The sequence below is a fragment of the Micromonospora sp. NPDC048887 genome (genome assembly GCF_040649715.1).
In the GTDB taxonomy this organism is placed as follows: Bacteria; Actinomycetota; Actinomycetes; order Mycobacteriales; family Micromonosporaceae; genus Micromonospora.
In genome coordinates, this window is the sequence record NZ_JBEZGA010000013.1 from 159654 (window position 1) to 183156 (window position 23503).

General features: G+C 72.2%; 24 protein-coding genes. 11 read left to right on the forward strand and 13 right to left on the reverse strand.

The window, feature by feature from the left end; translation table 11 throughout:
• Positions 1-39: 39 nt before the first annotated feature.
• Positions 40-393 (reverse strand): chorismate mutase, encoded by a 354-nt coding sequence (locus AB0C17_RS20895; protein ID WP_357388842.1) that lies wholly within the window; start codon positions 391-393, stop codon positions 40-42.
• A 289-nt stretch (positions 394-682) separates the two neighbouring features.
• Here AB0C17_RS20895 and pcrA point away from each other — a divergent pair, with 289 nt between their 5' ends.
• From pcrA to AB0C17_RS20910, 3 genes are all read left to right on the forward strand, one after another.
• Complete coding sequence (gene pcrA / locus AB0C17_RS20900) at positions 683-3076, forward strand: DNA helicase PcrA (protein WP_357388840.1); 2394 nt, start codon at positions 683-685, stop codon at positions 3074-3076.
• A 105-nt stretch (positions 3077-3181) separates the two neighbouring features.
• Positions 3182-3712 carry a SigE family RNA polymerase sigma factor gene (locus AB0C17_RS20905; RefSeq protein ID WP_357388838.1) on the forward strand — a complete coding sequence of 177 codons (531 nt, stop codon included), beginning with the start codon at positions 3182-3184 and terminating at the stop codon, positions 3710-3712.
• A complete protein-coding gene (locus AB0C17_RS20910) occupies positions 3709-5148 on the forward strand; it encodes a hypothetical protein (RefSeq protein ID WP_357388836.1) in 1440 nt (479 codons plus the stop codon). The genes AB0C17_RS20905 and AB0C17_RS20910 overlap by 4 nt, the downstream gene beginning before the upstream one ends.
• Positions 5149-5206: 58 nt before the next feature.
• Here AB0C17_RS20910 and AB0C17_RS20915 read toward each other — a convergent pair whose 3' ends face one another.
• On the reverse strand, positions 5207-5974 hold the full coding sequence (locus AB0C17_RS20915; RefSeq protein ID WP_357479947.1) for a M23 family metallopeptidase: 768 nt from the start codon (positions 5972-5974) through the stop codon (positions 5207-5209).
• Between the two features lie 250 nt (positions 5975-6224).
• Positions 6225-6935, reverse strand: a complete 711-nt coding sequence (locus AB0C17_RS20920; RefSeq protein WP_357388832.1) for a M23 family metallopeptidase — start codon at positions 6933-6935, stop codon at positions 6225-6227.
• Positions 6936-7339: 404 nt separating this feature from the next.
• On the opposite strand from AB0C17_RS20920, the gene AB0C17_RS20925 reads away from it, so the two are divergent.
• The 3 genes from AB0C17_RS20925 to sucD all read left to right on the forward strand — a co-directional run bounded on the left by AB0C17_RS20925 (position 7340) and on the right by sucD (position 10250).
• A complete protein-coding gene (locus tag AB0C17_RS20925) occupies positions 7340-7744 on the forward strand; it encodes a cobalamin B12-binding domain-containing protein (protein WP_091426178.1) in 405 nt (134 codons plus the stop codon).
• A gap of 437 nt (positions 7745-8181) precedes the next feature.
• A complete protein-coding gene (gene sucC, locus AB0C17_RS20930) occupies positions 8182-9360 on the forward strand; it encodes an ADP-forming succinate--CoA ligase subunit beta (RefSeq protein WP_210896351.1) in 1179 nt (392 codons plus the stop codon).
• A 2-nt stretch (positions 9361-9362) separates the two neighbouring features.
• Positions 9363-10250, forward strand: coding sequence for a succinate--CoA ligase subunit alpha (gene sucD / locus AB0C17_RS20935; RefSeq protein ID WP_210896349.1), 888 nt, complete (start codon positions 9363-9365; stop codon positions 10248-10250).
• A 54-nt stretch (positions 10251-10304) separates the two neighbouring features.
• Here sucD and AB0C17_RS20940 read toward each other — a convergent pair whose 3' ends face one another.
• The 4 genes from AB0C17_RS20940 to AB0C17_RS20955 form a co-directional block, all read right to left on the reverse strand.
• A complete protein-coding gene (locus tag AB0C17_RS20940) occupies positions 10305-10898 on the reverse strand; it encodes a hypothetical protein (protein WP_357388827.1) in 594 nt (197 codons plus the stop codon).
• A 16-nt stretch (positions 10899-10914) separates the two neighbouring features.
• Positions 10915-12096 carry a hypothetical protein gene (locus AB0C17_RS20945; RefSeq protein WP_357479950.1) on the reverse strand — a complete coding sequence of 394 codons (1182 nt, stop codon included), beginning with the start codon at positions 12094-12096 and terminating at the stop codon, positions 10915-10917.
• Positions 12097-12143: 47 nt separating this feature from the next.
• Entirely contained in the window at positions 12144-12890 is a 747-nt protein-coding gene (locus AB0C17_RS20950) for an ABC transporter ATP-binding protein (RefSeq protein ID WP_357388823.1), read from the reverse strand.
• A 187-nt stretch (positions 12891-13077) separates the two neighbouring features.
• The gene (locus AB0C17_RS20955; protein ID WP_357388821.1) at positions 13078-13476 is read right to left on the reverse strand and encodes a hypothetical protein; all 399 of its coding nucleotides are present in this window, start codon (positions 13474-13476) and stop codon (positions 13078-13080) included.
• 681 nt (positions 13477-14157) lie between these two features.
• Between AB0C17_RS20955 and AB0C17_RS20960 the strand changes: the two genes are divergently transcribed.
• On the forward strand, positions 14158-14544 hold the full coding sequence (locus AB0C17_RS20960) for a hypothetical protein (RefSeq protein WP_357388819.1): 387 nt from the start codon (positions 14158-14160) through the stop codon (positions 14542-14544).
• A 91-nt stretch (positions 14545-14635) separates the two neighbouring features.
• Here the strand turns inward: AB0C17_RS20960 and AB0C17_RS20965 are convergent, their stop codons facing one another.
• The gene (locus AB0C17_RS20965) at positions 14636-14905 is read right to left on the reverse strand and encodes a DUF4190 domain-containing protein (RefSeq protein ID WP_357388817.1); all 270 of its coding nucleotides are present in this window, start codon (positions 14903-14905) and stop codon (positions 14636-14638) included.
• A gap of 158 nt (positions 14906-15063) precedes the next feature.
• Between AB0C17_RS20965 and AB0C17_RS20970 the strand changes: the two genes are divergently transcribed.
• Positions 15064-16350 (forward strand): DUF6350 family protein, encoded by a 1287-nt coding sequence (locus AB0C17_RS20970; RefSeq protein ID WP_357471996.1) that lies wholly within the window; start codon positions 15064-15066, stop codon positions 16348-16350.
• Positions 16351-16461: 111 nt separating this feature from the next.
• Here AB0C17_RS20970 and AB0C17_RS20975 read toward each other — a convergent pair whose 3' ends face one another.
• Together AB0C17_RS20975 and AB0C17_RS20980 are read right to left on the reverse strand one after the other, a co-directional pair.
• Complete coding sequence (locus tag AB0C17_RS20975; RefSeq protein WP_357472000.1) at positions 16462-16998, reverse strand: DUF4190 domain-containing protein; 537 nt, start codon at positions 16996-16998, stop codon at positions 16462-16464.
• A 35-nt stretch (positions 16999-17033) separates the two neighbouring features.
• Complete coding sequence (locus AB0C17_RS20980; RefSeq protein ID WP_357472003.1) at positions 17034-17327, reverse strand: CD225/dispanin family protein; 294 nt, start codon at positions 17325-17327, stop codon at positions 17034-17036.
• Between the two features lie 180 nt (positions 17328-17507).
• Here AB0C17_RS20980 and purN point away from each other — a divergent pair, with 180 nt between their 5' ends.
• The 3 genes from purN to AB0C17_RS20995 all read left to right on the forward strand — a co-directional run bounded on the left by purN (position 17508) and on the right by AB0C17_RS20995 (position 20204).
• A complete protein-coding gene (purN, locus tag AB0C17_RS20985) occupies positions 17508-18128 on the forward strand; it encodes a phosphoribosylglycinamide formyltransferase (protein ID WP_357388809.1) in 621 nt (206 codons plus the stop codon).
• Complete coding sequence (gene purH / locus AB0C17_RS20990) at positions 18125-19699, forward strand: bifunctional phosphoribosylaminoimidazolecarboxamide formyltransferase/IMP cyclohydrolase (RefSeq protein ID WP_357472006.1); 1575 nt, start codon at positions 18125-18127, stop codon at positions 19697-19699. Before purN ends, purH begins: the two co-directional genes overlap by 4 nt.
• 151 nt (positions 19700-19850) lie before the next feature.
• Entirely contained in the window at positions 19851-20204 is a 354-nt protein-coding gene (locus AB0C17_RS20995) for a hypothetical protein (protein ID WP_357472009.1), read from the forward strand.
• A 221-nt stretch (positions 20205-20425) separates the two neighbouring features.
• Here the strand turns inward: AB0C17_RS20995 and AB0C17_RS21000 are convergent, their stop codons facing one another.
• The 3 genes from AB0C17_RS21000 to AB0C17_RS21010 all read right to left on the reverse strand — a co-directional run bounded on the left by AB0C17_RS21000 (position 20426) and on the right by AB0C17_RS21010 (position 23497).
• Positions 20426-21454 (reverse strand): dipeptide ABC transporter ATP-binding protein, encoded by a 1029-nt coding sequence (locus tag AB0C17_RS21000; protein ID WP_357472012.1) that lies wholly within the window; start codon positions 21452-21454, stop codon positions 20426-20428.
• Positions 21438-22475: an ABC transporter ATP-binding protein gene (locus AB0C17_RS21005; RefSeq protein ID WP_357472015.1), complete on the reverse strand. Its 1038-nt coding sequence runs from the start codon at positions 22473-22475 to the stop codon at positions 21438-21440. Before AB0C17_RS21005 ends, AB0C17_RS21000 begins: the two co-directional genes overlap by 17 nt.
• A 65-nt stretch (positions 22476-22540) precedes the next feature.
• Positions 22541-23497, reverse strand: coding sequence for an ABC transporter permease (locus AB0C17_RS21010; RefSeq protein WP_357388799.1), 957 nt, complete (start codon positions 23495-23497; stop codon positions 22541-22543).
• Positions 23498-23503: the final 6 nt, after the last annotated feature.

Below are 23503 nucleotides of genomic sequence, written 5' to 3' on the forward strand. Positions count from 1 at the left end.
TTCGTCGTCTCCACGGCCGTCACGGCGTCCGCGCGGCCGTCACAGCGGGCCGCGGCCGGCGCGCAGCAGCAGGAGCGCGAGCTGCGTGCCGTCGGCGCCGAGCTCGGCCCGGAACCGCTCCAGGATCTCCCGCTCGCGGGAGAGCACCAGCCGGGTGCCGCCGGACGCCATCCGGGTCGCGCCGACCTCCTGGGAGAGCGCGGCCCGCTCCTGCCAGAGCGCGATGAGCGTACGGTCGATCTCGTCGATCCGCCGCCGGATCTCGCCGATCCGTTCCGCCGCCGCCGTGTCGTCGGTGCCGGTCCGGGCCGCGGCGGCCCCGGTCGGGTCGCCGCCGGCCGGCCGGTCGTGCCGCGCCAGGCTGCCGCTGGGCTCCACCACGTCAGTCATCATCGTCGTCCCTCTCGGGGCTCGGGCCCGGTACCCGGATCCCGGAACGAAAAACGCCCCGGGCTCTGGGGAGCCCGGGGCGTTTCGTAGGTCAGTGATCAGGCGCGACCCACGGCTGCCGGACTCCCGGTGCCGTAGTAAAAGGAGAAGCGCTGATCGAACACGCGTCGAGTATGCCGACCACCCGGGCGGGCGCGCAAGAAGACGCACCAACAGGTGAGACGTGCCGGTGTGCGCCGACCGGCGGCGCGGGCGGGGAAGTGTCCGCCGGGCGGCATAGACTCGGGCTGCGATGCATCCTCTCTTCGACATTCCCGCGTCCCCACCCGCGCCGGAGTCCCGGCCGACCCCGTCGCGCCGTCCCGGGGGCCCCGGGCCGGACCCGGGCGCCCTCCTCGACGGCCTGAACGGCCCTCAGCGGGACGCCGTGACCCACGCCGGCTCTCCGCTGCTGATCGTGGCCGGTGCCGGCTCCGGCAAGACCCGGGTGCTCACCAACCGGATCGCCTACCTGCTCGCCGCCCGCGACGCGCATCCCGGCGAGATCATCGCGATCACGTTCACGAACAAGGCCGCCGGTGAGATGAAGGAGCGGGTGGCCGCGCTGGTCGGCCCGCGTGCCCGGCTCATGTGGGTCTCGACGTTCCACTCGGCCTGCGTACGCATCCTGCGGGCCGAGCACGAGCACGCCGGCCTGAAGTCGACGTTCTCGATCTACGACGCGGACGACTCGCGCCGGTTGATGCAGATGGTCGCCCGCGAGCTGGATCTGGACCCGAAGCGCTACCCGGCCCGGGGTCTGGCCGCACAGGTGTCGAACCTGAAGAACGAGCTGGTCGACCCGGAGGAGTTCGCCGGCCGGGCCAAGGGGCCCAACGAGCGGGCGCTGGCCGAGGCGTACACGCTCTACCAGCGGCGGCTGCGCGAGGCACACGCGCTGGACTTCGACGACCTGATCATGACGACGGTGCACCTGCTCCAGTCGCACCCGCACGTGGCGGAGAGCTACCGGCGCCGGTTCCGGCACGTGCTCGTCGACGAATACCAGGACACCAACCACGCCCAGTACGTGCTGATCAAGGAGCTGGTCTCCGGGACCGAGGGGATCCCGCCGGCCGAGCTGTGCGTGGTCGGCGACGCCGACCAGTCAATCTACGCGTTCCGGGGCGCGACCATCCGCAACATCCTGGAGTTCGAGCGGGACTTCACCGACGCCCGCACGATCCTGCTGGAGCAGAACTACCGCTCCACCCAGACCATTCTCAACGCCGCGAACGCGGTGATCGACCGCAACACCTCCCGCAAGCCGAAGCGGCTGTGGAGCGACGCCGGGTCCGGCGAGCAGATCGTCGGGTACGTCGCCGACACCGAGCACGCCGAGGCCGACTGGGTGGCGCGGGAGATCGACCGGCTGGTCGACGACGGCGAGACCCGCCCGGGCGACGTGGCGGTCTTCTACCGCACGAACGCCATGTCCCGGGTGTTCGAGGAGGTGTTCATCCGGGTCGGCCTGCCCTACAAAGTGGTCGGCGGGGTGCGCTTCTACGAGCGCAAGGAGGTCCGCGACGCGCTCGCCTACCTGCGTGCCGTGGTGAACGACGACGACACGGTCAGCCTGCGCCGGATCCTCAACACCCCGCGCCGGGGCATCGGCGAGCGGGCCGAGGCGTGCGTGGAGGCGCTGGCCGCGCGGGACCGCATCTCCTTCGGCGCCGCGCTGCGCCGGGCCAAGGACGCGCCGGGCATCTCCACCCGGGCGGCGAACGGCATCGCCGAGTTCGTCGCGCTGCTCGACGCGGCGCGGGAGCTGGCCGGCACCGGCACCCCGGAGGAGGTGCTGGAGGCGGTGCTGACCCGCTCGGGCTACCTGGCCGAGCTGGAGGAGAGCCTCGACCCGCAGGACGCCGGCCGGGTGGACAACCTCCAGGAACTGGTGAGCGTCGCCCGGGAGTACACCGAGCGGATCGAGGCGCTCGGCGCCGACGACGAGCGGGCCACCCTGGCCGGTTTCCTGGAGCAGGTGGCGCTCGTCGCCGACGCCGACCAGATCCCGTCCGACGACCCGGACCATCAGGGCGTGGTCACCCTCATGACCCTGCACACCGCGAAGGGGCTGGAGTTCCCGGTGGTCTTCCTGACCGGCCTGGAGGACGGCGTCTTCCCGCACCTGCGCTCGCTCGGCGACACGCGCGAGCTGGAGGAGGAGCGGCGGCTGGCGTACGTGGGCATCACCCGGGCCCGCCAGCGCCTCTACCTGTCCCGCGCGGTGACCCGGTCGGCCTGGGGCGCGCCCGCGTACAACCCGCCGTCACGGTTCCTCGAGGAGCTGCCGCCGGAGCTGGTCCGCTGGGAGCGCACCGAGGGGTCGTACACCTCGTGGGGTGGCGGGGGCGGCGGCGTCGGCGGCCGGGCGGACCGGCTGGGCCGCGGCGGCTTCGCCGGTGGCACGCCCAAGGCGACCGAGCTGGCCAAGCGGCTGGGCGTGGACGCGAGCCGCCTGGCCACCGCCAGCGAGCTGAAGCAGGCCCCGAAGGTCTCGGCCGGCGACCGGGTCAACCACCAGCGGTACGGCCTGGGTCGGGTGCTGGCGGTGGAGGGGGCCGGGCCGGGCGCCCGGGCGCAGATCGACTTCGGCGACCAGACCATGTGGCTGGTGCTGCGGCACGCCCCGATCGACAAGCTCTGAGCGCTGGGCGTTCGTAGCCCGACGGCACTCAACCCCGCAGGTCTCCGTTCGCGTCTTCCTCTGCGTCCGCTCGTGGACGCGAGACGGATGCGACCTGGAGGTGGCGTGAGTCGCGACGAGGACGACGAACAGTTCCGGCTGTTCGTACAGGAACAGTGGGTGAGGCTGCTCCGGGCGGCCTACCTGCTGACCGGCGACCGGGGGACGGCCGAGGACCTGGTGCAGTCTGCGCTGGAGAAGACCCATCGGCGCTGGGGAAGGGTACTGCGCCGGGATGCGCCCGAGGTCTACGTACGCCGGGTGATGGTCAACACGGCGATCTCCTGGCGACGGCGGCGTCGGCCGCTGGAGGTGCCGCTGCTGGCCTCCGACACCACACTGACGCCGGACGAGTACGCGCAGGTGGAGCAGCGACGGTTGCTGCTCACCGCGCTGCGCCGGCTGCCGCCCAGGACCCAGGCGGTTCTGGTGCTGCGCTACTTCGAGGACCTCAGTGAGGCGGACACCGCTCGGGTTCTCGGCTGCTCCGTCGGCTCGGTGAAGAGCCAGGCGTCGCGCGGGCTGGCCCGGCTGCGGGTCGAGTTCGCCCCGCCCGCCCCTGCGTCCCCGGTACGGCTCCAGGAGGATCCGGCATGACCGAGAACTTCGCCCGTTCGACGCTCGGTCCCGCGCTGTGCCAGGCCGCGCACGGTGTCGGCGTACCCGAGGACCCGTGGCCGGGGTTCGCCCGGCGCGAGCGACGGCATCGGCGCAACCGGCTGATCCGGGCGGCTGTGGCAGCGGTCGTGGCCGCGCTCGTCGGGGTCCAGGCCAACGTGGTGCCCCTCCCGGGCTGGGCGCCCGGCATCGCTGTCGCCGCCGCCCCGGCGGCGCTGCTCGACGCGCCGCCCCGGGGCGCGCTCGCCGGCGACCGGGCCTGGCTGGACACGTTACGGGAGCGGATCAGCGCCGATCCGGCGATGGGCCGCCCCACCGCACTGGGCGGCTCGAAGGCGGACGGCTTCTGGAAGGTCGGGGATCGCGACCGGATTCGTCTGCTCTACGGCAGTGACCGGCCGGGCCGCCGGGTCGCACTGGTGGCGGTGCCGCTGCGGTTCGGCCTGCTCACCAAGGAGACGCTGGTCTGGTACGCGGGCCCGGCCGGGGCCGACGCCGCGCAGATGCGCTACGCCGGTCACAGCGAGGCCGCCGACGACCCGGTCATGACGCTGATGCAGGCCGGTCCGGACGGGGGCGGGTTCGCGGTCGTCGTCGGGCCCCCGGGCTCGACTGTGACGATCAGTGGCGACCCCCGGTACACGACGAGGGGAACGCTGGAGTACGAGGACATCGCGCGGGCAGACGGCAGCGGGGCCGGGTTCGCCGTCCTGCCTCCCGGGCCGCTGCGGCACGAACCCGTCGTCCGGGTCGGCGGCGACAACCATGTGCTCTTCCAGGGCGGTCTGGGCGGCGGCCCGTACGCCGGGATCGACCCGACCGGGCGGGAGATGGACGTCCTGCTCACCGCCGCCCGGCGGGGCGCCCGAGGCACGCCGATGGCCGACGCCGACCTGCGCGACGTCGCCGGATGGGCGCTCCTCGACAGCCGCCTTCCGGTGGCCGGGACGACGGTACGGGTGCTGTGGTCGGGCACCGAGGGTGGCCGGCCTGCCGCGCTGCTCACCGTGCAGCCCGCAGGCGGCGGGGTGATCGCGTACGCGATGCGCGGCGACCACCGCACCGGCTGGGGGACCGACCTGCGGCTGCTGCTGCCGGCCGAGGGGGCCGACCGGCGGCCGATCGGCTGGCGGATCCGGGCCGACGACGGCACCCGTCCGCCCACCGGCCAGGTGCGGGTGATCGCCCCGCCGGACGCGGCCCGGGTCACGGTCACGGTCGGCGGCGCACCTCCGGTCGCCGTCGCGCTCGACGCGTCGAAGGCGGGCACCACGCGGGTACCGCCGGACCAGCCGGCCACCCTCACCGCGTACGCCACCGACGGCAGCGCCCTCGGCGCCACTCCGGTGCCGCCGGTCGAGACGGACATGTCGGGCCTGCCCGGGGACAGCCCGGCCACCCGGGTGACCCCCTGACGAAACGAAGGCGTGGCCGAGCCGTCTCCGGCTCGGCCACGCCGATGGATCACCCGCGTCAGCAGGCCACGCTGATGCCCCGGGCACGCAGGAACGGCGCCGGGTCGATCTGGCTCCACATCGCGCCCTGGTGCACCTCGAAGTGCAGGTGCGGGCCGGTGGAGTCGCCGGTGGAGCCCTCGTAGCCGATGACCTGGCCGGCGGTGACCTTGTCGCCCACGCCGACGGCGAGCCGGCTCTGGTGGGCGTAGTGGGTCAGGTAGCCGTTGTGGTGGTCGATGAAGACCGAGATGCCGTACCCGTCGCCCACGTCACCGGCCTTGACCACGGTGCCCGCCGCGGCGGCGTGGATCGGCGTGCCGGCCGGCATGGCGAAGTCGATGCCGGCGTGCTGGGTGCCCCAGCGGGGCCCGTAGCAGGACGTGACGGCGGCACCCTTCATCGGGATGACCCAGGTCGGCTTCTTCGCCGCTGTCGTCTTCTTGGGCTTCGGCTTCGGCTTCGCGGCCGCCGTCTTCTTCGGTGCCGGGGTGGTCGCGCTCGCGCTCGGGCTCGGCGACGGGCTGGCCGGTACGGCGGACGGGGTGACCGGCTCACGGGCCGAGCGGTCGGCGCGGGCGGCGTCGTCGGCGCGGGCCGCTACGCCGAGGTCGACGGCGGCCGGCCTCGGGTCGGACGGGGCGGTGGTGACGACCACGCCTCCGATGCCGAGGCCGAGCAGGGCCACCGCGCCGGTGACCACGTAGACGGCACGCCGGGCGGGGCGCCGGTGCCGGGCGGGAGCGTTGTCCGGGGTGGGGCTGCTGTGCTGCACGGGATCCTTCATCGGTTCGAGGGGCACGTGACCTCGAAATACTGGTGTCGGCGCAGCTCGCAGCGGGTATCGGGGGTGCGGAGGCGGTGGCACGGGTCGTCGCGGCGCGTCCGGTTTCCCGCCGCGCGACCGGTTCGGTCGAAGAGACGATCTTCGACCGGCGTGGTCCCGCTCACACTCGCGGATGTGACGTGGGAGACATCGGCACAGACGAAACCGCCCGGACCGTGCGGTCCGGGCGGTTAAGAGGCGTTACGGAGCGTCAGGAAGCGGCTGCGTCGCTGTAGAACTCTTCGAGTTCGAGCTGAATGTTCACTCCGCGATCCTTCAGGTATGCCACCGGGTCCTGCGGCTGGCCCTTGACATGGATCTCGAGGTGCAGGTGGGAGCCGTAGGAGTGGCCGGTGTTGCCGACCAGGCCGAGCTGGTCGCCGGCCTTCACCTCCTGGCCTTCCTTGACCGTCACGGCGGAGGAGTGGCCGTAGATGGCCTCGCTGCCGTCGGCGTGCTCGACGATGACGGCGTAGCCGTAGCCGCCGAACCAGCCGGCCTTGGTGACGGTTCCGGCGTGGATCGCCTTGTAGGGCGTGCCCTCCGGGGCGACCAGGTCGACGCCGGTGTGCAGCTTGCCCCAGCGCATGCCGTAGGGGGACTTGAAGTCGTAGCCGTGCAGAGGCAGGAGCCAGGGGTCCTGCTCGGCGGCCTTGCTGTCGGAGCGGTCGGAGCGGGAGGCGGTGTCCGCGCTCTTGCCGCGGTCGGCGGCGTCCTGGCTGGCGACCGAGGCCTGCCGCAGCTCGTCGAGGACCGACGGGTTGACGCTCTTGGCGTCGGGGAGGGCGTTCGCGCCGATGGCGACGATGCCGGCACCGACGAACGCGGTGGTGACCACCGCGGCGTAGCGGCTCCGCGGGGGGGTGGGTACGCGGCGGCGGCCGCGATATCGATCGGGCTCAGACGACAGGCGCTGGCGCACGCACACCCTCCGTTGTCGGGGATCCGATGCGACTCCGGACCGCTCGGTGAAGCTCGGTTGAATCTCCGGTGTCGCGTCGTCACCCGTCCGTGGACTTGATGACAACCGTGGACACGTTAGCCAACCGCCACTCCTGTCACAAGCCGAAGCGCCGAAATGCCGATTCGTTATGTCCAAATCTATCCGGCCTTGTTATATCTCGTGCCGCCGGTCGGATGGCCTGCCGACTGCCCATTCGTCGCGGACAGTGACCGAACGGCGGAGGTGTCCGGCTTTCCGCATGCGAGCCTGGGCAGTAGAGGGGCGGGACCGGTTGTGGGACGGATCAGGCCCGGCTTCCCGCCTCCCGGCCGGGCGGGTTACCGTTCGTTCAGGTCAGGAGTGCCGGTGAAAGGTGTGCGCAGATGAGCTCTCGTATCCGGGTCGTCGTCGCGAAGCCCGGCCTGGACGGCCACGACCGTGGGGCGAAGGTGGTCGCCCGCGCCCTGCGTGACGCGGGCATGGAGGTCATCTACACCGGCCTGCACCAGACGCCCGAGCAGATCGTCGAGACCGCCATCCAGGAGGACGCGGACGCGGTCGGCCTGTCGGTGCTCTCCGGCGCGCACATGACGCTGTTCAAGCGCGTCGTGGAGCTGCTCGCCGAGCGCGACGCCACCGACATCGTGGTGTTCGGCGGCGGCATCATCCCCGAGGCCGACATCCCGGAGCTGGAGCGGCTCGGCGTCGCGAAGATCTTCACCCCGGGTGCGACCACCGGGTCGATCGTCGGGTGGGTGCGGGAGAACGTCGCCCAGCCGGTCGGCTGACCCGCCGGTCCGCGGCCCCCGCGTTCCCGGCTCCGGGCACGGGGGAGGGGCCGGACGCACCCCTCACACGCCCGGCCCCTCTATGCACGATGCCCCGCCGCCACCCCTCGACCGACAGGGCATCGGCCGCTCCCGTCGTCGCGCTTCACCAGCACGCCGACATCACACTCAACGACGCCCCCGACGGGCGGTTACGCCCCGGTCCGGACATCCCCCGTACGGCTGACGCCCGCCCGCGCCGGCGCGGCGGTGACCGGACCGGCCGGGCCCGGCCTGTGCATTACCGCACACCGCGCACCCGCTCGGTTGCCGCCCGTTCCCATCTCGTTAGGCTGCGGCAAATGGCCTGTCTCATCTGATGACAGGCGTCAAACTGATTTTCCGAAGCTGGTGGCGGCGCGACGGCGCGCCGCGGAGACGGGACGGGACGCGCAAACGTGGACCTGTACGAGTACCAGGGGCGGGACCTGTTCGAGCGGCACGGCTTGCCCGTGCTCGCCGGCGGCGTCGCCACTACCCCGGAGGAGGCCCGCGCGATCGCCGAACGCCTCGGCGGCCGGGTGGTCGTCAAGGCGCAGGTGAAGGTCGGTGGCCGCGGCAAGGCCGGCGGCGTGAAGCTGGCCGAGGGCGCGGAGGAGACGGTGGCCCGGGCCACCGACATCCTCGGCATGGACATCAAGGGTCACACCGTCCACAAGGTCATGATCACCGTGACCGCGGACGTGGCCGAGGAGTACTACTTCTCGTATCTGCTCGACCGGGCGAACCGCACCTTCCTCTGCATCGCCAGCGTGGCCGGCGGTATGGACATCGAGCAGGTGGCGGCCGAGACCCCGGATCGGGTCGTCAAGGCCCCGATCGACGCCAACACCGGCGTCGACGAGGCGAAGGCCCGGGAGATCGTCACCGCGGCCGGCTTCCCGGCCGAGATCGCCGACCAGGTCGTCGACGTCGCGGTCAAGCTGTGGCAGGCGTTCGTCGCCGAGGACGCCACGCTCGTCGAAGTGAACCCGCTGGCCACCACCAAGGACGGCAAGCTGCTGCTCCTGGACGCCAAGGTCACCCTGGACGAGAACGCCGCGTTCCGGCACCCGGACCACGAGGCCCTTGTCGACCAGGCGTCGGTGGACCCGCTGGAGCAGGCCGCCAAGGCCAAGGACCTCAACTACGTCAAGCTCGACGGCGAGGTCGGCATCATCGGCAACGGCGCGGGCCTGGTCATGTCCACGCTCGACGTGGTCGCGTACGCGGGCGAGCGGCACGGCGGCGTCAAGCCGGCCAACTTCCTCGACATCGGCGGCGGCGCGAGCGCCGAGGTGATGGCGAACGGGCTGGAGATCGTGCTGTCCGACCCGTCGGTCAAGAGCGTCTTCGTCAACGTCTTCGGCGGCATCACCGCCTGCGACGCCGTCGCCAACGGCATCGTGCAGGCGCTGGCGCTGCTGGAGCAGCGCGGCGAGAAGGCCACCAAGCCGCTCGTCGTGCGCCTCGACGGCAACAACGCCGAGGCCGGCCGGGCGATCCTCGACGGCGCGGCCAACCCGCTGATCCAGCGGGTCGACACCATGGACGGCGCGGCCGAGCGGGCCGCCGAGCTGGCAGCTGCGGGGGTCTGACAATGGCTATCTGGCTGACCAAGGACTCCAAGGTCATCGTGCAGGGGATGACCGGTTCCGAGGGTTCCAAGCACACCCGGCGGATGCTCGCCGCCGGCACCAACGTGGTCGGCGGCGTGAACCCGCGCAAGGCCGGCACCACAGTCGACTTCGACGGCACCGAGCTGCCCGTCTTCGCCTCCGTCGCGGACGCGATGAAGGAGACCGGCGCGGACGTCACTGTCATCTTCGTACCGCCGCAGTTCACCAAGGCCGCCGTGGTCGAGGCGATCGACGCCGGCATCGACCTGGCCGTGGTGATCACCGAGGGCGTGCCGGTGCACGACACCGCCGCGTTCTGGGCGTACAACAAGTCCAAGGGCGAGCGGACCCGGATCATCGGCCCGAACTGCCCGGGCATCGCCTCGCCGGGCGCGTCGAACGCCGGCATCATCCCGGCCGACATCACCGGCTCCGGCCGGATCGGCCTGGTCAGCAAGAGCGGCACGCTGACCTACCAGATGATGTACGAGCTGCGCGACATCGGCTTCTCCACCTGCGTCGGCATCGGCGGTGACCCGATCATCGGCACCACCCACATCGACGCCCTGGCCGCCTTCGAGGCGGACCCGGAGACCGACGCGATCGTCATGATCGGCGAGATCGGCGGCGACGCCGAGGAGCGGGCGGCCGAGTTCATCAAGGCCAACGTCACCAAGCCGGTGGTCGGCTACATCGCCGGCTTCACCGCCCCGCCCGGCAAGACCATGGGCCACGCCGGCGCGATCATCTCGGGCTCGGCGGGCACCGCCGACGCCAAGAAGGCCGCGCTGGAGGCGGTGGGCGTCAAGGTCGGCAAGACCCCGACCGAGACCGCCAACCTGATGCGGGAGCTCATGTCCGGCCGCTAGGACAATGGCGACAGCGAGCGCGGGGGCGGCCCATCGGGCCGCCCCCGCACTCGTTCATCGTCCGACGTGGCGCGTCGGTCGAGGATCCCGGACGAGAAGCGCGATCGCCGCCAGCAGCGCTGCCGACGCCAGCAGCCAGGACCACAAGTCGTCGGCGGGAGCCTGCATCACGCGGAGGTGGCCCGAGCCGCGCACGCTCGGACCGATGGAGTTGGTGAGCACGACGACCAGCGCGATCGCGCCGGCACCGGCTTCGGCCGAATGCAGCGCGGTCAGCACGGCTGCGGTGCCGGACAGCAACATCAGATTGCGGACGGCCAGGGCAGGCATGCCGTCCGTGGCCACAGCAGCGGCTCCGAGCGCGAGCGCCGAGAGCATCACCGTACCGGCGACGAGTGCGGCGTCCCAGCGGCCGATCGACCTGTGACACGCCGCCTCCACCGCACGTGCCCGGGACGAGAGACCGTGGGCCAGTGCGATCACCACGGGCAACGGCAGGAAGATCGCCCAGGGGGTGGAACTCGACCCCCCGCCCAACACGGCGGGAAGCTCCACGACACGTTGGCCGAGGAGGGCTGACAGCACCGCCATCCCGGCGATCCACAGAAAGATCATCTTGGCCCGGCGCGTCTTCAACCAGTTCGTCATCGATCTGACCTGCCGATCATCCGCCGCATTTCGCGTCGAGCAGGGCTCGCTGCTTCAGATACCACTGTCTTTGCTCGTCGGGGGGCAGGGCGAACACCGAGCTCATGGTCGAGTCGGAGGGGTCGATCGGGCCCAGCCGGGACTGGATCTCCGCCTCGGTCATTCCTGACTTCCGGCTCAACCAGCGCAGAGCGCCGTTGTACACCCCGTGCACCTTGGCGTCCTCGGCGCTGCCGACCACGCATCGTTGCGGGTCCGGCAGCAGCGCCGTGGCGACGGTGAACCGGCGATCCGCGTCAGTCGCGTAGGAGGCCGCCTCAATGCGCAGCGCACCGGTCGGGTGGAGTGGCGACTCGCTGTAGGCGTCCGGCATGTTCAGGCCGGCCTTCTCCAGGCTGGCCCGGACAGCCGTGAACAGTCTGACCTCGGCCGGTAGTTGATCGGCGTGTTCGGGCCAGACGCAGACCGTGATCTTCTCCGTCGCGCAGACCGGCTGCTCGGCTCGAACCTGAACGGTCAGGGCACCAGCGGGTGACTCGACGAGTGCGCTACCCGCAGCCACGCCGACCGCCACCACCACGCCGAGGCCGAGACTGAACGGGCGGCCCTTGAGCCGGGTCGCCAGCAGGATGAGAACGCCCAGGGCCCAGACGGCGGCGACGCCGATCGACGCCCGGTAGACCAGCGTCGAGAGTTGCTGTTCCGGGGTGCAGCAGGTGACGAACGTTGAATTCGCGTACCTCAGCCAGTACGGGCTGACGCCGGCCGGCACCACATGCCAGAGGAACAGCGCGACGGCGGGCGCCGAGAGGGCGATGACCCGGGGAAACGCCTGGCCGGCTGCCGCACCGAGCACGAAGCTCGCCAGTAGGGCGACCAGGGTGGTGACGGTCATCCCGACGGCCTGGGGATCCCACGGTACGACGCGAGCCGCCCCGAGAGCGACGAGTTGCGCGAGTGCGGCGGCCGCGAACAGCGGCCAGAGGGCCAGGAACAAAGCGGCTGGCCGCCGCCGAACCGGTTCGTGGGCGCGGAGGAAGCCTCGGAGGGCATGCGAGCGGTCTGCGGTCCAGGCCGCCAGCAACGGCGACAGCAGGACGAGACTGCGGTGGGCGGCGGCGACTCTCGGGAGCGGGTAGTCGTCAACGGCCGAGGAGGCGGTGGTGTAGGCGACCACCACCGCGGAGATCATCAGCACCGGCAGCGCGAACAGCCCTCGGCTCCAGCGGAGGCTGACCAACGGGTTCAATGGTCGAGTCCGGGCAGGAGCGAGGCGAAGACCTGCTCGGCCGACGTACGTCCGTTGCTGCCGTCTGTGCTCAGCGCGTGGAATTCGGCCTCCGAGCCGTCGAAGACGACCTTTCCCCGCACCAGCATCGCCACCCGGTCGAACACGTCGGCGATGTCATCGATCTGGTGGGTGGAGACCACCAGGCCGCAGCTCGGCAGGTCGAGCAGGACCCTGCGGAAATTGGCCCGCTGGACCGGATCGAGACCGGCGGTGGGCTCGTCCAGCAGCAGGAAGTCCGCCTGAAGGACCAGCGCTTCGGCCAGGCCGAGCCGCCGCAGCTGGCCGCCGGAGAGGGTTTCGGCACGCGCGGCCGACTTCTCCGCGAGCGCCACCTGCTCGACGGCGGCCAGAGCCCGTCGCCGGGCCTCGGACTCCCTTAGCCCGCCGAGCCAGCCGGCGTAGGTGATCTGCTCGAGCACGGTGAGCCCTCGGATGGCGGTGACGTCCTGGGGCATCCAGGCCACCCGACGGCGGAGGCCGCGGCCGTCCGTGCGCCGTCCCTGCTCGTCGGCGACAAAGACCCTGCCCTTGCGTGGTCGGTGGATGCCGGCCAGCAGCCGCAGCAGCGTGCTCTTGCCGGCGCCGTTGGGCCCCAGCAGGATGGTCCGCGTGGCCGCGGGCACCTGCCATGTCAGATCCTCGATCACCCGCTGCCCCCGGAACCGGTAGGAGAAGCTGAGGTCTTCGGCGATCAGCGCCATGCGCGCCTCCTCTGTGGTGCCCGTGCCGGCCCAGGAATGTTCGGGATGTTGCGACGGGGGCCGGACCGGGAAGCCGCCCTTCGCCGACACCAACGCCGCGACGGCAGCGCGGATGCATCCGCGCTGCCGTCGACGGGTCCGGTCCTCACCAGGCCGTGCCCGCGGTCGGACAGAAACTCTCGGCTGGTCAGTAAACTACACTGACATAGCTGACCGAGAGGCCCTGCGTTCCGGTGCCGGTGCTCTTGATGGTGAAGTGGTAGTTGCCCTTGGCGACATCCCCGAAGTAGAGATAGCCACTGCTGTTCTGGCAGTAGATGGTGCCTCGCTTCACCTCGGTGTCCGGTCCCAGATCCTCCCGGTAGACCGCCACTGTCGGATTCGCGTTGCAGCCCGAGAAGTACACGTATCCGTTTACGGAATCCTTGTTGTTGTCGTACCAGGTGCGCGACTCGAATCCGTTTCCCGCCCCGCTGATGCTGCTGTTCCACGAGGCTTCGGCGTAGGCGGCGCCGGACACGCCGACCGCCGCGACCGTGCCGATCGCGATTCCGGCGAGTGCGAGCCTGGCGCTTCTCTTGTTCATCTCTTTACCCCTTCGGTCCGATCCACGGAAAAGCCAGCGAAAGGCACCCGGATGGGAGGGGGTCAACGAATAGACCGGTGCGTACCGGTCTATTCGAGATCATGCGAGATTGATGCGTACATCTGCCGCTTTGAGCCCCCCGTGGGCCAACGCTGAGCGAGACGTTATCCGACGCCAAGCAATACCGTCAATGGTCAACGTTCGTGGCGTCGAGCCGCGGCCGGCAGGCGGGCGAGGGTGGGGAGGAGATGGCGCGAGCACCTGGTCGCGCGGGAGTGCCGGGGTGGTTGGCTCGATAATGCAGCTAAAAGGGCCGTGGAACAGGACAAATTCCGGCACCTGGCAACCGCTTTGTCGGCCATCGGTCACGACGGGCGTCGGGACGGCACCCCCGCCGGCGTGTCAGGGGCCGCCCCCTGTCGGCGCAGATCCACTAGCGATACGACAGGGTCGCACGCGTGCGTCCTGTATTGACTATCTTGCTTGACCTCGGATAGCGTCTCGCTCAGCGTTGGCCCACGGGGGGCTCAAAGCGGCAACTGCACGCGTCATTCCTTCGACCTCTCTTCCGATCGGCGCGCGACGGTCGGCGCACTGGTTCGTCGAAGGGAACCGTACGCAATTCCCCCTGCTGTCCCGGCGCCAGTCGCTGGCTTCGTCCATGGCTCGGAAGGGGAAGAGATGAACAAGAAAAGCGCCCGGCTCGCACTCGCCGGAATCGCGATCGGCACGGTGGCGGCGGTCGGAGTGTCAAGCGCCGCCTACGCCGAAGCCTCGTGGGAGAGCAGCATCAGCGGGGCGGGGAGTGGATTCGAGTCGCGTACCTGGTACGACAACAACAAGGATTCCACAAACGGCTACATCTGGTTCCGTCAGTGCAGCTACAACCCCACGGTCGCGGTATATCGGGAGGCCACAGGCCCGGACACCGAGGTGAAGCGGGGCACCATCAGCTGCGTCGGCGGTGACGGTTACCTCTACTTCGGCGACGTTGCCAAGGGCAATTACCACTTCACCATCAAGAGCAGCGGCACGCTCAACGTCAGCCGAGTGGTGGTCAGCTACTGACGGGACTCCCACCGGGTCAGACACTCCCGGGGCAGGTCCATCGGAATCCGGTGGACCTGCCCCGGGAGATCGACTTTCCGGCCCCGGTCCTTCAGCGGTACCAGTACGGGTAGTACGAGTTGCCCCGGGCGCGCACGATGGCGCTGGCGACGATGTTGATCACGCCGAACGCGACGCCCAGCCAGCCGAGCAACTGCGACCTGCGGTTGCGCCGGGCGTCGCGGATCGACAGCGCGCCGAAGACGATGCCCAGGATGCCGCAGCAGAACAGGCCGAAGACGATGCCGAGGACGCCCCAGAGCGTGGTCCGGTCGCGGCCGACGGCCGGTGGCGGCGGTGGCGGCGGATACGGAGCGTGCACGGCTTCCTCCGGGCGGTCGGCGCCGCGACGGGAACGGTCGCGTCTGAGGCCGAGGCTAGACCGGATCACCGCCGCCCGGCCGGGGTTCGGCGAACTCGCCACGCTGCCGACCCGGTATCGGACTGCCGTCCTTCGCGCGGCGTGCCAGAGTAGACACGATGTCACGCGTCACCCCTGACCAGCCCCGCCGTCCGGCCACCGGTCCCTCGGCCGGCGTCCGGCCGCCCGGCCGCGCCCGTCCGGCCGCGCGGGTGCCCGCGCCCCGATCGGGCGAGGAGCCGCGCAGCCGGGCCCCGCTGCCGGTCGCCGCCGGGGTGGCCGCGCTCTGGGCGGCGCTGACCTCCTGGCTGCCGGTCTCCGCGGTGCTGGGCCTCGCCCAGCTCAGCGAGGACGCCGGGTCGTTCGGCGGCGCGTTGCGCGCCGGCCTGGCCGGCTGGCTGCTCGGCCACGGGGTCCCGTTGCAGACCACCGCCGGGCCGCTGGGCCTGGCGCCGCTCGCGCTCAGCGCGCTCGCCGTCTGGCGGCTCACCCGCGCCGGGGTGCACGTCAGCCGGGCCGTCGGGGCGCGCGGGGCGGGCTCGCCGCGCCAGGCACTCACCGTCGCGGTCGCCGTCGGCATCGGGTACGCGCTGCTCGGCGCGCTCGCCGCGTTCGCTGTCGACGCGGGCGGCCTGCGGGTCTCCCCGGTCACTGCCGCGCTCACGTTCGCCGTGTTCGGCGTGGCGGGCGCGCTGGTCGGCGCGCTGCGCACCACGGGCGCCTGGGCGCTGCTGGCCGCGCGCTGCCCACCACCGGTGCGCGACGGCCTGCGTACCGGACTGGTAGCGGCGCTGCTCCTGTGTGGCGCGGGCGCCGGTGCGGCCGGGCTGGCGGTGGCCACCGGTGGCGGCGACGCGGCCGACATGATCGGGGCCTACCAGACCGGGGTGGCCGGTCAGGCGGGCATCACCCTGGTCAGCCTCGCCTACGCGCCGAACGCCACCGCCTGGTCGGCCAGCTACCTGCTCGGTCCCGGGTTCGCGGTCGGCACCGACAGCGCCGTACGCACGAGCGAGGTCTCCGTCGGCGCGCTGCCGGCCGTACCGCTGCTGGCCGGCCTGCCGCGCGGGCCGATGGACGGGCTGGGTGGCGCGTTGCTGGCCGTGCCGTTGCTGGCCGCGATGGCGGCCGGCTGGCTGCTGGCCCGGCGGCTGCTGCGCACGGCGGCCGAGGAGCGGTCCGAGGTGGGCTGGCCGGCGCTGCTGCTGCCGGCCGTGCTCGCCGGGCCGGTCGCCGGCGCGCTGCTCGGGCTGTTCGCGGCGGCCTCCGGCGGGTCGCTCGGCGGCGGCCGGCTGGCCGAGATCGGCCCGTCGCCGTGGGCGGTGGCAGCGGTGGCCACGCTGGTGATCGGGGTGGGCGCGGTGCTCGGCGCCGCCGCCACCCGCACGCTGACCCGCGCCCGCTGACCGCCGCCACCCCGCACGCTGACCCGCGCACGCCGACCCGTCGTCGTCACCGAGGGCGACAGACGCGTCAGGGGCGCCCACCGGCCGGTGGACGCCCCTGACGGGGGACGATCAGGGCTGGGCCGGCAGGCTGACGTTGGCGACCACGCTCAGGATGATCAGGACGATGCCCAGGCCGGCGCCGATCGCGCCGCAGATCAGGCCGGTCTTGGCCTGACCGTCGTTGTTGGCGAGCCCCTGCGCGGCCTTCTGGCGGCCCAGGTAGCCGGTGACGACCGCGGCGATACCGAGCGGGATGCCCAGGTAGAAGCAGCAGATCGTCGGGATCGACGCGATACCGAGGATCATCGACACGAGGCCCAGCGTGTTGTTCGGGGCCTGGCCCGGTCCCGCCGGGTAGCCGGCGCCCGGGTACTGCGGCGCGGCGCCGTACGGCTGCTGCTGCGCGTACGGGTCCTGGCCGTAGGCGGGCTGACCCGAGGTGGGCTGGCCGTACGGCTGGCCCGAGGTGGGCTGCTGCCCGTACTGCGGCTGCTGCCCGTACTGCGGGGCCTGCGGCGGCTGGGCGTACGGGTCGTGCGGCTGAGCGTTCGGATCCTGGTTCGGCTGCTGGCCGTACGGGTCCTGTCCGGGGTAACCGGGCTGCATGTCTGGGTGCTCCTCAGATCGGTTCGGGTTGTCGGTCAGTTTGTGCTGCCGCCACTGACGAGACCGGCCAGGCCGCCGAAGAGGCAACACACCACGATGATGCCGATCCAGACCAGGCCGACGATGAGGGCCCACTTGGACCACTTCTTGGACTCGGCGGCGGCGGCCTGGGCGCCGGCGTAGTCACCCTGCTGGATCAGCGGGTTGACCTTCGACGCGTTGATGATGGCCGGGATCGCGAGCGGCCAGAACAGGAAGATCGCGACGATGGACATCGTCATGTTGTTGTCGATCTGCTGCGGCTGCTGCGGGGGGTATCCGGGCTGCATGCGAAATACTCCTCGGTCCGACGGCACGCGGCGTGCCGGGTTCTGTGTGGGGGTGCGGGCCGGGCGCGAGACCGGACACCGGGCGACCGGCAGCGTACCGCGATCATGCCACCGGCGAGGTCAGCCGATGGGCTGCCGCCCCGCAGCCAAGCCGCCTGACCTGCCCGATAGGGTTACCCGGTGACCGAGCCCGCGTCCGTCGCCCGCCTCGTCGTCCTCGTCTCCGGCTCCGGCAGCAACCTCCAGGCGTTGCTGGACGCCACCGCCGACCCCGGGTACGGCGCCCGGGTGGTCGCCGTCGGCGCCGACCGGGACGGGATCGCCGGCCTGGACCGGGCCGCCACCGCGGGTGTGCCGTCCTTCGTCGAGCGCGTCAAGGACCACCCCACCCGCGCCGACTGGGACAAGGCGCTCACCGCGCGGGTCGCCGAGCACCGGCCCGACCTGGTCATCAGCGCCGGCTTCCTCAAACTGGTCGGCCCGGAGTTCCTGACCGCGTTCGGCGACCGCTACCTCAACACGCACAACACGCTGCTGCCGGCGTTCCCCGGCATCCACGGCCCCCGCGACGCGCTGGCGTACGGCGTGAAGGTCACCGGGGCCACCCTGTTCTTCGTCGACGCCGGCATGGACACCGGCCCGATCGTGGCCCAGGTCGCCGTGCCGGTGCACGACGACGACGACGAGGACACGCTCACCGAGCGCATCAAGTCCGCCGAGCGGCGCCAGCTCGTCGAGCAGGTCGGCCGCCTGGTCCGTGAAGGTTGGACGATCACCGGCAGAAAGGTCACCATCCCGTGAACGCCACTGAGGACGCCGGCCGCCGCCCGATCCGGCGCGCGCTGGTCAGCGTCTACGACAAGACCGGCCTGGCCGAGCTGGCCCGCGCCCTGCACGAGGCCGGCGTGGAGATCGTGTCGACAGGGAGCACCGCGTCGACGATCGCCGGCGCGGGGGTGCCGGTGACGCCGGTCGAGCAGGTCACCGGCTCCCCGGAGATCCTCGACGGGCGGGTCAAGACGCTGCACCCGAAGATCCACGGCGGCCTCCTCGCCGACCTGCGCAAGGACGCGCACGCCGCCCAGCTCGACGAGCACGGCATCGGCGGCATCGACCTGCTGGTCTCCAACCTCTACCCGTTCCAGGCCACTGTCGCCTCCGGCGCCGACACCGACGAGTGCGTGGAGCAGATCGACATCGGCGGTCCGGCGATGGTGCGGGCCGCGGCGAAGAACCACGCCTCGGTGGCGGTGGTGACCGACCCGGCCGCGTACCCGGCGGTGCGGGCCGCGCTCGCCGAGGGTGGGTTCACGCTGGCCGAGCGCCGGGCGCTGGCGGCCCGTGCGTTCGCCGACATCGCCGACTACGACGTCGCGGTGGCCGACTGGTTCGCCACCACCGTGTCGCCGGCCGAGGACGGCTGGCCGCGGTTCGCCGGGCTGGCGCTGCGCCGCCAGGCGGTGCTGCGGTACGGCGAGAACCCGCACCAGGCGGCGGCGCTCTACACCGACCCGGGCGCGCCGGCCGGGCTGGCCCAGGCCGAGCAGTTGCACGGCAAGGAGATGTCCTACAACAACTACGTCGACGCGGACGCCGCCTGGCGGGCCGCCAACGACTTCCCGGACCAGCCGGCGGTGGCGATCATCAAGCACGCCAACCCGTGCGGCATCGCTGTGGGCGCGGACGTCGCCGAGGCGCACCGGAGGGCGCACGCCTGCGACCCGGTCTCCGCGTTCGGCGGCGTGATCGCGGTGAACCGGCCGGTCGACGCGGCGCTGGCCGGTCAGGTCGCGGAGATCTTCACCGAGGTGCTTGTGGCGCCCGGCTTCGACGAGGACGCGCTGGACCTGCTGCGGGCCAAGAAGAACCTCCGCCTGCTGCGGGCGCCAGCGTTCGCCGTGCGGCCGGCGGAGTGGCGGCAGGTCAGCGGCGGCGTGCTGGTGCAGACGCGGGACGCGGTCGACGCACCCGGCGACGACCCGTCCGGCTGGACGCTGGCCACCGGCGACCCGGCCGACGAGGCGACGCTGCGTGACCTGGCGTTCGCCTGGCGGGCGGTACGCGCGGTCAAGAGCAACGCGATCCTGCTGGCCCGCGACGGCGCCACCGTCGGTGTCGGCATGGGACAGGTGAACCGGGTGGACTCGGCGCGGCTGGCGGTCAGCCGGGCCGGTGACGAGCGGGCCCGCGGCTCGGTCTGCGCCTCGGACGCGTTCTTCCCGTTCGCCGACGGTCCGCAGATCCTCATCGACGCCGGGGTGCGGGCGATCGTGCAGCCGGGCGGCTCGATCCGCGACGAGGAGACCATCGCGGCCTGCAAGGCGGCCGGCGTCACCATGTACCTGACCGGCACCCGGCACTTCTTCCACTGACCGGTCCGGCCCGGCCCGTCCGGGCGCGTCGGTCGTCCACACGACTGACGCACCCGGACGCCGGGCCGTTGCCCGCCGCCGGAGGCGGTTGCTAGCGTGTGCGCGGCGACGATCGAGCGTCTCCGCTGTCTGTGAGCCCGGCAGGTGTGCCATGCGCGTTCGCGACCGGTTGATCGCCGTCGTCGTCACGCTGGCGTTCGTCCTGGCCGGACTGGGATCGGCCGCGCCGCCCGCTGCGGCCACCGCCTCGGCGAGCGGAACGAGCGCTGTCGCGCTGCGTGCCGCGTACCCCGGAATCTCCTGGTCGGAGCTTGTCGCCGGGCCGTGGCACGACCACGGCGGCGGCCTCGGCTACACCGACGGCCCGGACGACCTGGCCCCGGCCGCGCTCCCGCGCGTGGCCGGCCCGGTCGTGCCGGAGCCGGTCGCGTCCGCGCCTCGGCCGCCGGTCGTGCCGCTCCCGCCGCGTGGCCCGCTCGCCGCGCGCGCCCCGCCGGCCGCCTGAGCCGCACCGAACCCCGCAGCCCGCACCGGGACGCCGCATCGGCGCCGCACCGGAACCCGCCGCGTCGACCCGGCGGTTCCGCCGCGAGCTGCCGTGCGCCGGTACGGCGGCGCGCCTCACGCCGCCGGGGCCCGCTCGGGTTCGTCCGGGTCCGCCTTCCGCACGCGTGCCCGCATCGGAGGCCCCGCCCCCTCTTCCTCCGGGGGACGGGGCCTTCGTCGTCACACCTCGGTGCGCACCTCGGCGAAGTGGCAGGCGCTGGGGTGCGGGTCCGCCGCGCGGGGCACCGCCTGCGGGTCCTGCGTCGCGCAGACCTCCTCGGCCTTCCAGCAGCGGGTCCGGAAGTGGCAGCCGGACGGCGGCTCGGCCGGGCTGGGCACGTCGCCGGTGAGCCGGATGATGGTCCGCCGGTCGCGGGCCTCCGGGTCGGGCACCGGCACCGCCGACAGCAGCGCCTGGGTGTACGGGTGGGTCGCGCGCTGGTAGATCTGCTCCTCGGTGCCGATCTCCACGATCCGGCCCAGGTACATCACCGCGACCCGGTCGGAGATGTGCCGCACCACCGACAGGTCGTGGGCGATGAAGATGTACGACAGCCCCAGCTCGTCCTGGAGCTGCTCCAACAGGTTGATCACCTGGGCCTGGATGGACACGTCGAGGGCCGACACCGGCTCGTCGCAGACGATGATCTCGGGCCGCAGCGCGAGCGCCCGGGCGATGCCGATGCGCTGCCGCTGGCCGCCGGAGAACTGGTGCGGGTAGCGGTTGACATGCTCCGGGTTGAGCCCGACCACGTCCAGCAGCTCCTGCACCCGCTGCCGCCGGCTGCGCTTCGGCGCGACGTCGGGGTGGATCTCGAACGGCTCGCCGACGATGTCGCCGACAGTCATCCGCGGGTTCAGCGAGGTGTACGGATCCTGCATCACCATCTGCATGTTCCGGCGCAGCCGGCGCAGGTCCGCCCCGGTGGCCCGGAGCAGGTCGCGTCCCTCCAGTGTGACCCGCCCGGCGGTGGGCGTCTCCAGGCGCATGAGCAGCCGGGCCAGCGTCGACTTGCCGCACCCGGACTCGCCCACCACGCCGAGCGTCTCACCGCGCCGCAGCTCGAACGAGACGCCGTCGACGGCCTTGACCTGGCCGATGGTCTTCTTGAACAGCACGCCCTGGCTGATCGGGAAGTGCTTGACCAGCTGGTCGACGGCGAGGATCGTCTCGCCGCGCACCTTCGCGGGTTCAGCCGTCGCGGTCATCGTGCACCTCCTGGGCGAAGTGACACGCGCTGGTCCGACCGTCGCCGAGCACCAGGTCGTGCGGCACCTCGTCCACGCAGACCGGCTGGACGTACGGGCACCGGGGGTGGAACGGGCAGCCGGACGGGATCGCCATCAGGTTCGGCGGCAACCCGCGGATGCTGGACAGCGCCTGGCCGCGCACGTCCAGTCGCGGGATCGACTCCAGCAACCCCTTCGTGTACGGGTGGGCCGGTGCCCGGTACAGCGCGTGCACGTCGGCGTGCTCGACGATCCGGCCCGCGTACATGACCGCGATCCGGTCCGCCACACCGGCGACCACGCCCAGGTCGTGGGTGATCAGGACGAGCGCCATGCCGAGATCCCGGCGCAGGTCGGCCAGGAGGTCCATGATCTGCGCCTGCACTGTGACGTCCAGCGCCGTGGTGGGCTCGTCGGCGATCAGCACCTTCGGGTCCAGCGCCAGCGCCATCGCGATCATGACGCGTTGCCGCATGCCGCCGGAGAACTGGTGCGGGTAGTCGCCGAGCCGCTTCGCCGCGGCCGGGATCCGGACCAGGTCCATCAGCTCGACGGTCCGCCTGCGCGCGTCGGCCCGCGACATGCCGGCCCGCTCGCGCAGCGACTCGCCGATCTGCCAGCCGACCGGGAAGACCGGGTTCAGCGCCGACAGCGCGTCCTGGAAGATCATCGCGATCTCGGCGCCGCGGATCTGCCGGCGCTCCTCCTCCGGGCGGGCGAGCAGGTCCCGCCCCTGGTAGAGGATCTGCCCGCCGCGCACGTACGCGGGCGGGGTGTCCAGGATGCCCATGATCGCCTGGGCGGTGACGGACTTGCCGGAGCCGGACTCGCCCAGCACCGCGAGCGTCTCACCGGCGTCCAGGTGGTACGTCACCCCGTTGATCACGCGCGCCACGCCCTCCCGGGTACGGAACTCGACGTGCAGGTCCCGTACCTCCAGCAGGTGCCCGCCGGGCGGGGTGGGTGAGGCCGGCGTGGGCCGGACCGACGACTGGGTCATGGCTGTGCCTGCCTTTCGCTCGCGACTGCGGGGCTCGCTGCGCTCACTCCTCGCGCTCGCACGGGTCACCGCAGCTTCGGGTCGAAGGCGTCGCGGATCGCGTCGCCGAGCATGATGAAGGCGAGCACGGTCAGGGCGAGGAACGTCGACGGCACGATCAGCGGCGTCGCGGACTCGCGCATGTGCACCCGCCCGGCGTCGATGTCGATGCCCCACGAGATGGTCGGCGCCTTCAGGCCGATGCCGAGGAAGCTCAGCGTCGCCTCGGCCGCGATGAACGACCCGAGCGCGATGGTGAGCACCACGATGGCCGGGGCGAGCGCGTTCGGCAGGATGTGCCGCCACATGATCCGGCCGTTGCCGGCTCCGAGCATCCGGGCGGCTGCCACGTAGTCCTGCTCCCGGGCGGTGATCACCGAGGAGCGGACGACCCGGGCCGCGGTGGTCCAGCCGAGCAGCGCCAGCACGAGGATCACCGCGAAGAGCCGTACCGTGTCGCCGCTGGTGCTCACGCGCTTGAGCAGCACGATCGCGGCCAGCAGCAGCGGGATGCCGAGCACGATGTCGATCACCCGGGACAGCACCGCGTCGACCCAGCCGCCGAAGTAGCCGGCGACCATGCCGACGACGAGTGCGATCACACCGGTGATCAGCGCGGAGAACGCACCGACGAGCAGCGAGGCGCGAGCGCCGTAGACGGCCCTGGCGAACGTGTCGCAGCCCTGGAAGTCGTACCCGAAGACGGCCCCGCCGGACGGCCCGGCGTGCTGCCGGGAGAGCACGCAGTCGCGCGGGTCGTTGGCGGCGAACAGCCCCGGCGCCACGGCCATGGCGGCGACCAGCACCACCAGCAGCAGGCTGATCCAGAAGACCGGGTTGCGGCGCAGGTCCCGCCAGGCGTCCCCGGCCAGGCTGCGGGCCCGGTCCGGCCGCCCGGCCCGGCCGGGCGTGCCCGGTTCGCCGGAGACACCGCGCCGCGCGGCCTGGTTCTCGGTCGCCGCGACCGTCTCGAAGTCACTCACGGCCGC

Excerpts from the sequence above, each read along its gene's own strand:
- AB0C17_RS20960 (WP_357388819.1), top strand. The coding sequence starts at position 14,158 with ATGAACAAGAAAAGCGCCCGGCTCGCACTCGCCGGAATCGCGATCGGC.
- AB0C17_RS20955 (WP_357388821.1), bottom strand. The coding sequence starts at position 13,476 with ATGAACAAGAGAAGCGCCAGGCTCGCACTCGCCGGAATCGCGATCGGC.
- AB0C17_RS20975 (WP_357472000.1), bottom strand. The coding sequence starts at position 16,998 with ATGCAGCCCGGTTACCCCGGACAGGACCCGTACGGCCAGCAGCCGAAC.
- AB0C17_RS20925 (WP_091426178.1), top strand. The coding sequence starts at position 7,340 with ATGAGCTCTCGTATCCGGGTCGTCGTCGCGAAGCCCGGCCTGGACGGC.
- pcrA (WP_357388840.1), top strand. The coding sequence starts at position 683 with ATGCATCCTCTCTTCGACATTCCCGCGTCCCCACCCGCGCCGGAGTCC.
- AB0C17_RS20995 (WP_357472009.1), top strand. The coding sequence starts at position 19,851 with ATGCGCGTTCGCGACCGGTTGATCGCCGTCGTCGTCACGCTGGCGTTC.
- AB0C17_RS21005 (WP_357472015.1), bottom strand. The coding sequence starts at position 22,475 with ATGACCCAGTCGTCGGTCCGGCCCACGCCGGCCTCACCCACCCCGCCC.
- AB0C17_RS21000 (WP_357472012.1), bottom strand. The coding sequence starts at position 21,454 with ATGACCGCGACGGCTGAACCCGCGAAGGTGCGCGGCGAGACGATCCTC.
- AB0C17_RS20970 (WP_357471996.1), top strand. The coding sequence starts at position 15,064 with ATGTCACGCGTCACCCCTGACCAGCCCCGCCGTCCGGCCACCGGTCCC.
- AB0C17_RS20895 (WP_357388842.1), bottom strand. The coding sequence starts at position 393 with ATGATGACTGACGTGGTGGAGCCCAGCGGCAGCCTGGCGCGGCACGAC.
- sucD (WP_210896349.1), top strand. The coding sequence starts at position 9,363 with ATGGCTATCTGGCTGACCAAGGACTCCAAGGTCATCGTGCAGGGGATG.
- AB0C17_RS20910 (WP_357388836.1), top strand. The coding sequence starts at position 3,709 with ATGACCGAGAACTTCGCCCGTTCGACGCTCGGTCCCGCGCTGTGCCAG.
- AB0C17_RS20950 (WP_357388823.1), bottom strand. The coding sequence starts at position 12,890 with ATGGCGCTGATCGCCGAAGACCTCAGCTTCTCCTACCGGTTCCGGGGG.
- AB0C17_RS20940 (WP_357388827.1), bottom strand. The coding sequence starts at position 10,898 with ATGACGAACTGGTTGAAGACGCGCCGGGCCAAGATGATCTTTCTGTGG.
- AB0C17_RS20980 (WP_357472003.1), bottom strand. The coding sequence starts at position 17,327 with ATGCAGCCCGGATACCCCCCGCAGCAGCCGCAGCAGATCGACAACAAC.
- AB0C17_RS20915 (WP_357479947.1), bottom strand. The coding sequence starts at position 5,974 with ATGAAGGATCCCGTGCAGCACAGCAGCCCCACCCCGGACAACGCTCCC.